This is a genomic window from Kribbella sp., assembly GCF_035655035.1.
GTDB lineage: Bacteria > Actinomycetota > Actinomycetes > Propionibacteriales > Kribbellaceae > Kribbella.
The window spans coordinates 1-9005 of the sequence record NZ_DASRVN010000709.1 but is presented as its reverse complement, the minus strand read 5'-3'; the positions used below and the strand labels follow the sequence as shown (position 1 = coordinate 9005).

Sequence of the window (9005 nt, the reverse complement as noted above, 5' to 3'; positions counted from 1 at the left end):
GTCAACAGATCACCGCAACGCATCTGAGGAGTTCATCTCGTGGCCGAGGTCAAGATCCAAGCCGAATCGCGTACTGAGTTCGGCAAGGGTGCTGCCCGCCGAATCCGCCGGGACAACAAGGTTCCCGCCGTCCTCTACGGCCACGGCAGTGACCCGGTGCACATCACGCTGCCCGGTCACGACACCATGCTGGCCCTGAAGACCGCCTACGCCCTGCTGCTGATCGAGGTCGAGGGTGGCGAGTCGCACCTGGCGCTGCCGAAGCAGGTCCAGCGCGACCCGCTGAAGGGCTTCATCGAGCACGTCGACCTGGTGATCGTCAAGCGTGGCGAGAAGGTCCAGGTCGAGGTCGCCGTGCACCTCGAGGGCGAGGCCGTCTCGGACGCGCTGGTCGTCACCGAGCACGCCACGATCCTGGTCGAGGCCGAGGCGACCCACATCCCGGAGAGCATCACGGTCTCGATCGAGGGCCTGGAGGTCGGCGCCCAGATCCACGCGTCGGACCTGACCCTGCCGACCGGCTCCACGCTGGCGATCGAGCCGGACACCCTGATCGTGAACGTCACCGCGCAGCCGACCGCCGAGCAGGTCGAGGGCGAGCTGGCCGAGGCCGAGGCCGAAGCCGGCATCGAGCGCGACCAGCCCGCCGAGGAGCCGGTGGCCGCCGCGGCCGAGTAGTCTCAGCCGCACAAGACATTCGGGAGGGCCGGGATCCGTGGCGGACGACGTGTGGTTGGTCGTCGGACTGGGGAATCCCGGCCCTTCGTATGCCCGCACCCGGCACAACATCGGGCACCTGGTCGCCGACGAGCTGGCCGCCCGGACCGGGGCGAAGTGGAAGCAGAGCAAGCAGGTCAAGGCCGAGGTGATCGAGACCCGGATCAGCGGCCTGCGGACGGTGCTGGCCAAGCCCCGCGCGTACATGAACGAGTCCGGCGGCCCGGTCTCCGGCCTGCTGAAGTTCTTCAAGCTGGACCCGGCGAACCTGGTTGTCGTGCACGACGAGCTGGACATCGACTTCGGCGTACTGCGGTGCAAGTTCGGTGGCGGCGACAACGGCCACAACGGCCTGAAAGCGGTCCGGAAATCGCTTGGCACCGGTGAGTACTATCGAGTCCGGTTCGGTGTGGGTCGTCCACCGGGCCGGCAGGCGCCCGCCGACTTCGTCCTCAACGAGTTCTCCGCGGCCGAACGCAAGGACCTCCCGTTCGCCGTGGACCGGACCGCGGACGCCGTCGAGTCCCTGCTCACCGACGGCCTCGAAGCGACCCAAGGGAAGTACAACTCGTGAAACTGAGCGGTCTGGTCGACACCCTGATCACCGATCCGGTGGTGTCCGAGGCCGTCCGTGACGCCCGCGCCGACGGCGCCACGACCCTCGACCTGAGCGCGCCCACCCCGGTGCGCCCGGTCCTGCTGGCCGCGATCGCCGCGGCCCAGAACGGCGCCGGCCGCCCGGTGCTCGCCGTCACCGCCACCTTCCGCGAGGCCGAGGAGCTGACCGAGGCGCTGCAGTGCCTCGTCGAGGAGCCCGGCACCGTCGCGTACTACCCGGCCTGGGAGACGCTCCCGCACGAGCGGCTGTCGCCGCGGTCGGACACCGTCGGCCGCCGGCTCGCCGTACTGCGGCGGCTCGTGCACCCGGATCCGTCCGACGAGACCACCGGCCCGATCCGGATCCTGGTCGCGCCGGTCCGCTCGGTACTGCAGCCGCAGGTCGCGGGTCTCGCGGACCTGAAGCCGGTGCAGCTGCACGTCGGCGACACCGCCGAGCTCGAGGACGTCGTAGAGCGGCTGGCCGGGGCGGCGTACCACCGGGTCGACCTGGTCGAGCGGCGCGGCGAGTTCGCCGTCCGCGGCGGCATCATCGACGTCTTCCCGCCGACCGAGGAGCACCCTCTGCGGGTGGACTTCTTCGGCGACGACGTCGAGGAGATCCGGTACTTCGCGGTCGCCGACCAGCGGTCCCTGGAGATCGCCGAGCACGGGCTGTGGGCGCCGCCGTGCCGCGAGCTGCTGCTCACCGACGAGGTCCGCGCGCGGGCCGCCGAACTGGCCAAGGAACACCCCGAGCTGGCCGAGCTGCTCGAGAAGCTCGCCGAGGGACACGCGGTCGAGGGCATGGAGTCGCTGGCCCCGGTGCTGGTCGACCACATGGAGCTGCTGGTCGACCTGATGCCGGCCGGTACGCACGTGGTCGTCAGCGACCCGGAGCGGGTCCGGGCCCGGGCCCACGACCTGGTCGCGACCAGCCAGGAGTTCCTGGAGGCGTCGTGGGCCGCGGCCGCCGGTGGTGGCGAGGTCCCGATCGACCTCGGCGCGGCGGCGTACGTGTCGCTGGGCGACGTCCGCTCGCAGGCGCTCAGCCAGGGGCTCGCGTGGTGGAGCCTGTCGCCGTTCGCGGCCGCGCCGGTCGACGGGCCGGAGCTGCGGGACTCGATGGGCGAGCGGATCGCGTTCGACATCGACACCGAGTCCGGCGCGGTCACCAGCAAGATCCTCGCCGTGCACGAGGTCGACCCGTACCGCGGTGAGACCGGCGCGGCGGCCGAGGACATCCGCGGCTGGCTGCGGGACGGCTGGCGGGTCGTCTGCGTGACCGAGGGCCACGGTCCCGCGCAGCGGCTGGCCGAGGTGTTCTCGGAGGCCGAGCTCCCGGCGCGCGCGGTCGACGGCATCGAAGGCATCCCCGAGCCGGGCGTCGTACTGATCTCGCAGGGGCAGCTCGAGCACGGGTTCATTGCCGAGGGCATCAAGTTCGCCGTACTCACCGAGAACGACCTGGCCGGCCAGCGGTCCGCGGCCGAACGCCGTTCGGCGCAACGGATGCCGTCGCGGCGGAAGAAGACGATCGACCCGCTGGAGCTGCAGCCCGGCGACTTCGTCGTGCACGAGCAGCACGGTGTCGGCCGGTACGTCGAGATGATGCAGCGGACCGTCGGCACCGGGTCGCAGCGGGCCACGCGTGAATACGTGGTCATCGAGTTCGCGGCCGGCAAGCGCGGGCAGCCCGGCGACCGGTTGTACGTACCGACCGACCAGCTCGACCAGGTCACGCGGTACGTCGGTGGCGAGCAGCCGACGCTGGACAAGATGGGCGGCGGCGACTGGGCCAAGCGCAAGGGCCGTGCCCGCAAGGCGGTCCGGCAGATCGCCGGCGAGCTGATCAAGCTGTACGCCGCGCGCCAGGCGACCAAGGGCCACGCGTTCGCGAAGGACACCCCGTGGCAGCGGGAGCTGGAGGACGCGTTCCCGTTCGTCGAGACGCCCGACCAGCTGGCCACGATCGACGACGTCAAGCACGACATGGAACGCGTCATGCCGATGGACCGGATCGTCTGTGGCGACGTCGGCTACGGCAAGACCGAGATCGCCGTCCGGGCCGCGTTCAAGGCAGTGCAGGACGGCAAGCAGGTCGCCGTACTCGTGCCGACGACGCTGCTCGTGCAGCAGCACTACGCGACGTTCGCCGAGCGGTACGCCGCGTTCCCGGTGAACGTGGCGCCGCTGTCACGGTTCCAGACCGACAAGGAGTCGAAGGCCGCTCTCGACGGGCTGGCCGACGGGTCGGTGGACGTTGTCATCGGCACGCATCGGCTGCTGTCCGGCGAGGTGCAGTTCAAGGACCTCGGGCTGGTGATCGTCGACGAGGAGCAGCGGTTCGGCGTCGAGCACAAGGAGCAGCTCAAGCGCCTGCGGACCGCGGTCGACGTACTGACGATGTCCGCGACGCCGATCCCGCGGACGCTGGAGATGTCGATCACCGGGATCCGCGAGATGTCCACGATCGCCACCCCGCCGGAGGAACGGCACCCGGTACTGACCTTCGTCGGCGCGTACGACGAGCACCAGGTGACCGCCGCGATCCGCCGCGAGCTGCTCCGCGAGGGCCAGGTCTTCGTCGTCCACAACCGGGTGAACACGATCGAGAAGGCGGCCGCCCGGATCCGCCAGCTGGTGCCCGAGGCGCGGGTCACGGTCGCACACGGCCAGATGAACGAGCACACCCTGGAGAACGTGATCCAGGGCTTCTGGGAGAAGCAGTCCGACGTGATCGTGTGTACGACGATCGTCGAGTCCGGGATCGACATCTCGAACGCGAACACGATGATCGTCGAGCGTTCCGACCTGCTCGGGCTGTCCCAGCTGCACCAGCTCCGCGGGCGGGTCGGCCGCGGTCGCGAGCGGGCGTACGCGTACTTCTTCTTCCCGCCGGAGAAGCCGCTCACCGAGACCGCGCACGACCGGCTGGCGACGATCGCGCAGCACGCCGATCTGGGTGGCGGTATGGCGGTCGCGATGAAGGACCTGGAGATCCGCGGCGCCGGCAACCTGCTCGGCGGCGAGCAGTCCGGGCACATCGCGGACGTCGGGTTCGACCTGTACGTCCGGCTCGTCGGCGAGGCGGTCGCGGAGTACCGCGGCGACACCCAGGCCGAGGAGCCCGAGGTCAAGATCGAGCTGCCGATCGACGCGCACCTGCCGCACGACTACATCCCGTCGCAGCGGCTCCGGCTGGAGATGTACCAGCGGCTGGCCGCGGTCCGGGACGCCGACGGGATCGCGGAGCTGGTCGAGGAGTTGCACGACCGGTACGGCGACATCCCGCAGCCGGTGCTGAACCTGATCGAGGTGGCGAAGTTCCGCAACCACGCCCGCCGGGCCGGGCTGCACGACGTCACGCTGCAGGGGAACCTGATCCGGTTCGGGCCGGTCGAGCTGCCCGATTCGAAGGTGCTGCGGCTGAACAGGCTGTACCCGAAGAGTCTGGTGAAGCCGCAGTTGCATACCATTCTGGTGCCGAGACCTGCGACCAGGCAGATCGGCGGGCAGCCGCTGCGTGACCAGGAGCTGCTGCAGTGGTGCACCCGGTTGATCGACGACGTGATCGCCGAACCTATTGTGGTGCCGGCGTGAGACCTTTATTGAGACACGAGGAGATTCGGTGAGCACACGGGTTCGGGCTCTCGGTGCGGTGGCGGCGATCGTGCTGCTGACCGGCGGTTGCGCGGCGGGTACGCACCCGGGCGCGGCGGCCGTGGTCGGCAAGACCGAGATCAGCGTCAGCGACGTCGACAACACCTCGCGCGCGGTCAGCACGGCGCTCGGCCAGAGCTTCAACACCACCGCCGCGCTGAACATCCTGGTCAGCAACGCGCTGGTCTCCGAGATCGGGCAGCAGAAGTCGATCACGGTCACCCCGGCGGAGACCGCCACCGCGGCGCTCAGCTCGGTCGGCGAGGACGAGACCATGTACCAGAAGTTCCAGGGCTCCGCGGACACCCGCGACTTCCTGAACTCGGTCGGTACGGCGTCGGTGATCACCGTCAAGCTCGCCGGCGGCACCATCAAGGACCTGCAGAACCAGGCCAAGCTGCAGCAGGGCGTGCTCGCGGTCCGCGAGGCCTCGAAGGGTATCGACGTCTCGGTCGCGCCGCGGTTCGGCAAGTGGAGCGACGGCACCCTCGACAACACGATCTCCGGGTCGCTGTCGAAGGAGTCCGACCAGACCGCCGCCAAGCGCAAGGCCGCCGCGGACGCCGCCCAGCAGTCCCAGGGCGGCCAGGGCCAAGGCCAGGGCTGAGCCCGACCCGGTGACCGAAGCACACCGGCCGACGGGCCGCATCACGGTCCTGGTAACCAGCCCCCGGGTAGCCCCAGGCCTCCTGACCCGCGCTGCCTGGCAGTCCCTGGAGACCGCCGGCGAGATCGCGGCCGCTGGTGGCCCGGAACGTGCCGACGTCCAGGCTGTGATCGGGTCCGGGCTCACCGTCACCAAGGTCGAGGGTGGCGTCGGCGAGCACTGGAGCTGGCTGTCGTCCGCGGCGGAGGCCGGGCGTGCGGTTGCCTGGCTTGTCGGTGACGACGGGGAGCCGGACCTGCTGCACGTAGTGGCGGCGCAGGTCGCGCGCGAGCCGCGTCCGCCGTACGAGGTGGAGATCGTGCACGGCTCGTACGACGTACCGGGCGCCAGGCTGATCGACCTGGTCCGCGTGATGGACCGGATCCGCCGCGACTGCGCGTGGACGCAGCAGGAGACGCACGAGAGTCTCGCGAAGTACCTGCTGGAAGAAACGTACGAGACCCTCGAGGCACTCGACACCGGCGACCGCGCGCACCTCCGCGAGGAGCTGGGCGACCTGCTCCTCCAGGTCGCCCTGAACTCCCGCATCGCCGAGGAGGACCCGGACGACGGCTTCACGATCGACGACGTGGCCGCCGGCATCGTCGAAAAACTCGTCCGCCGCCACCCGCACGTCTTCGGCACCGTAGACGCCACCGACGTAGCCACCGTCGAAGCCAACTGGGAAGCCATCAAGGCGACCGAAAAGCAACGCTCCTCGGTCCTCGAAGGCATCCCCCTCGCCCTCCCCGCCCTGGCCCTCGCCGACAAGGTCCTCGGCCGCGCCGCCAAACTCCTCCCCACCGACGCGCCCCAGCCCAACCCCACCACCGAGGCCGAGCGCATCGGCGGGGATCTGCTGTCCACCGTCCGCGAGGCCCGCGCTCACGGTGTGGACGCCGAGCAGGCGCTCCGGACCGCGGTCGCCGCGCTGGCCGACCAGGTGCGCGCCGCCGAGAAGACCTGACCGAGCCGTCAGGCGGTCCGGTCGTACAGCAGACAGAGGGCGCCGCTTTCGGTGCGGGTGCAGTCGGTGAGGCTCCACGACGAGGCCGCGGTGGTCTCGTCGAAGAGGGACACGCCTCCGCCGACCAGCTCGGGGCAGAGCGTGACCGACAGGCGGTCGAGTTCGCCGGCCGCGAGCAGGGTGCGGATGACACTGGAGCTCGCCAGTACGACGATGTCGCCGCCGTCCTGCTGACGGAGCTCCTTGACCGTGGCGACCGGGTCTGTGGCGGCGATCCGGCTGTTCTGCCACGGCGCATCGTCCAGCGTGCTGGAGAAGACCACCTTCTCGGTCTCGTTGAGCCAGCGCGAGAACGCCCGGCTCTCCTCCGGCGCCGTCTCGTCGTCCGCGACGGCCGGCCAGTACCCGCCGAAACCCTGGTAGTTCTTCCGGCCCAGCAGGGCGGTGGTCGCCGGCGACGTCACCCGGATCATGTGTGCCAGCGACCCGGCCGTGACGGCGTGCGGGGCGATCCACCCCATGTCGTAGTCCCCGCCGGGCCCGTTGACGCGGCCGTCGAGGGACAGCGAGATGTTGCCGACCACAGTGCGATTCATGATGTTCTCCTCGGGAGTTCGAATGTGACTAGAACTCTCGCCGGAGACCCCGGCCCGGGTCGTCATCAGATCTGACGACATCTCGTCCGGCACCCGGATGATGCGAGGATGACCGCATGGGGGCCGCCGTCAGTCCTGTGCTGATCAACCGCAGATCCGAGCTCACCGCCCTGCGCGGAGCCTACGAACGGGCCCGTGCCGGAGAGCCGGTGACCGTCCTGGTCTCGGGCGAGGCCGGGATCGGCAAGTCCCGCCTGGTCTCGACCGCGGTCAGCGGATTCGGCGGCGAGCCGATGGTGCTGACCGGTGGCTGCCTCGAACTCGGCGCGGACGGTACGCCGTGGGTGCCGTTCCTGGCGATCCTGCGTAACCTGCTGCGCGAGTGGGGCCCGGACCGCCTCACCGCGGCCCTGCCGTCCGGTGGTACGGCGCTCGCCGGCTGGCTGCCGGAGCTGTCCCTGCCGGAGGGACCGGCCGGTCACGTCCGGTTGTTCGGCGAGATCCTCGGCCTGCTCCAGCGGGTGGCGGTGGAACGTCCCCTCGTCATCGTGGTGGAGGACCTGCACTGGGCGGACGCGTCCAGCCGCGAACTGCTGGTGTACCTGGTGCGCAATCTCGACGCCTCCGCCGTACTGCTGATCGCGACGATGCGGACCGGCGAGCTGCCGTCGGGGCACCCCACCCGGCAGCTGCTCTCCGAGCTCGGCCGGCGCGCCGAGGTGGTACGGCTCGAGCTGCTTCCGCTGGGCAGGCAGGAGGTCGGCGAGTTGCTCGCGGCGCTCGACGGCCGCGCCCCGCATCCCCTGGCCAGTAGTGAGATCCACCGTCGCAGTAGCGGAAATCCACTCTTCGTCGAGGCCCTGTTCGCCTCCGGCGCGGACTCCTCCGAAGGGCTGAACGAACTGCTGCTCGGCCGGATCGGCGACCTCTCTCCGGCCGCGCGCAAGGTACTCGCGACCATCGCGGTGGCCGGCGGCGCGGTCCCGGACGACCTCTTGTCGGAGGTCTCGGGCGAGCCGGCCGACGACGCCGTACGCGAGCTGATCGAACGCAACCAGGTCGCCGTGCTCGGTACCGGTTACGTGATCCGGCACGACCTGATTCGGGACGCGGTGTACGGCGCTCTGCTGCCGGGCGAACGCCGACGCCTGCATGCCCGGTTCGCGGAGGCGATCGAGGCCGGGACCGGATCGCCGGCGGCCCTGGCCGAGCACTGGTCCGTGGCCGGGCACCCGGACAAGGCGCTGGAGGCGGCGTGGCGGGCCGCACTGATAGCCGAACGGCAGTACGCGTACGACGAGCAGCTGAACATGCTGGACCGGGTCCTCGAGCTGTGGTCCGGGGCAGACCTGATCGGGGTTGATCAAGCGGCCGTACAGGAACTGGCGGCCGCCGCGTCCTACACCACCGGTCGCTCACAGACCGGCGTGGAGCACGCGACCGCGGCGCTGGCGGTCATCGATCCCCACACCGAACCGCTGCGTGCGGCACGGCTCCTTCGTCTGCGCGGGCTGCTGCGATGCCGGATCGACGGTACCGGGAGCGACGACCTGTCCCACGCGGTGCAGCTGGTGCATCCAGGAGCGGACGACGTACTGCGCAGCCGTCTGCTGGCCGCGCTGGCATTCACCGAGCTGGTCGGTACACCTGGACCGGAGATGAGCGATCACGCGGCGCAGGCGCTCGACCTGGCGGAGGCCACCGGCGACGACCAGGCGCTCGCCGAGGCGCGGCTGGTTGTCGGTGGCGTCGCCTTGCACCTGGACGGCGGTCCCGCGGCGGTTCAGCAGCTCATGCAGGACGCACGGCGGGCCGCTGA

Annotated in this window: 7 protein-coding genes; 6 read left to right on the top strand and 1 reads right to left on the bottom strand. The window is 70.4% G+C overall.

What is annotated here, in order from left to right; genetic code table 11:
• Positions 1-39: 39 nt before the first annotated feature.
• Genes VFF46_RS36810 through VFF46_RS36790 form a run of 5 tightly spaced genes read left to right on the top strand, consistent with a single transcriptional unit; the run spans position 40 to position 6590 of the window.
• The gene (locus tag VFF46_RS36810; protein WP_325041892.1) at positions 40-678 is read left to right on the top strand and encodes a 50S ribosomal protein L25/general stress protein Ctc; all 639 of its coding nucleotides are present in this window, start codon (positions 40-42) and stop codon (positions 676-678) included.
• A gap of 37 nt (positions 679-715) precedes the next feature.
• Positions 716-1291, top strand: a complete 576-nt coding sequence (gene pth / locus VFF46_RS36805) for an aminoacyl-tRNA hydrolase (RefSeq protein WP_325041891.1) — start codon at positions 716-718, stop codon at positions 1289-1291.
• Entirely contained in the window at positions 1288-4917 is a 3630-nt protein-coding gene (gene mfd / locus VFF46_RS36800; RefSeq protein WP_325041890.1) for a transcription-repair coupling factor, read from the top strand. Before pth ends, mfd begins: the two co-directional genes overlap by 4 nt.
• A 28-nt stretch (positions 4918-4945) precedes the next feature.
• On the top strand, positions 4946-5584 hold the full coding sequence (locus tag VFF46_RS36795; RefSeq protein ID WP_325041889.1) for a hypothetical protein: 639 nt from the start codon (positions 4946-4948) through the stop codon (positions 5582-5584).
• A gap of 10 nt (positions 5585-5594) precedes the next feature.
• Complete coding sequence (locus VFF46_RS36790; RefSeq protein WP_325041888.1) at positions 5595-6590, top strand: MazG family protein; 996 nt, start codon at positions 5595-5597, stop codon at positions 6588-6590.
• Between the two features lie 8 nt (positions 6591-6598).
• Here the strand turns inward: VFF46_RS36790 and VFF46_RS36785 are convergent, their stop codons facing one another.
• The gene (locus VFF46_RS36785; protein WP_325041887.1) at positions 6599-7186 is read right to left on the bottom strand and encodes a dihydrofolate reductase family protein; all 588 of its coding nucleotides are present in this window, start codon (positions 7184-7186) and stop codon (positions 6599-6601) included.
• A gap of 116 nt (positions 7187-7302) precedes the next feature.
• Here VFF46_RS36785 and VFF46_RS36780 point away from each other — a divergent pair.
• Positions 7303-9005, top strand: a 1703-nt coding sequence (locus tag VFF46_RS36780; protein WP_325041886.1) for an ATP-binding protein, incomplete at its 3' end; no start/stop codon positions are given.

Coding starts and splice junctions, on each gene's coding strand:
- VFF46_RS36785 (WP_325041887.1), bottom strand. CDS start 7,186: ATGAATCGCACTGTGGTCGGCAACATCTCGCTGTCCCTCGACGGCCGC.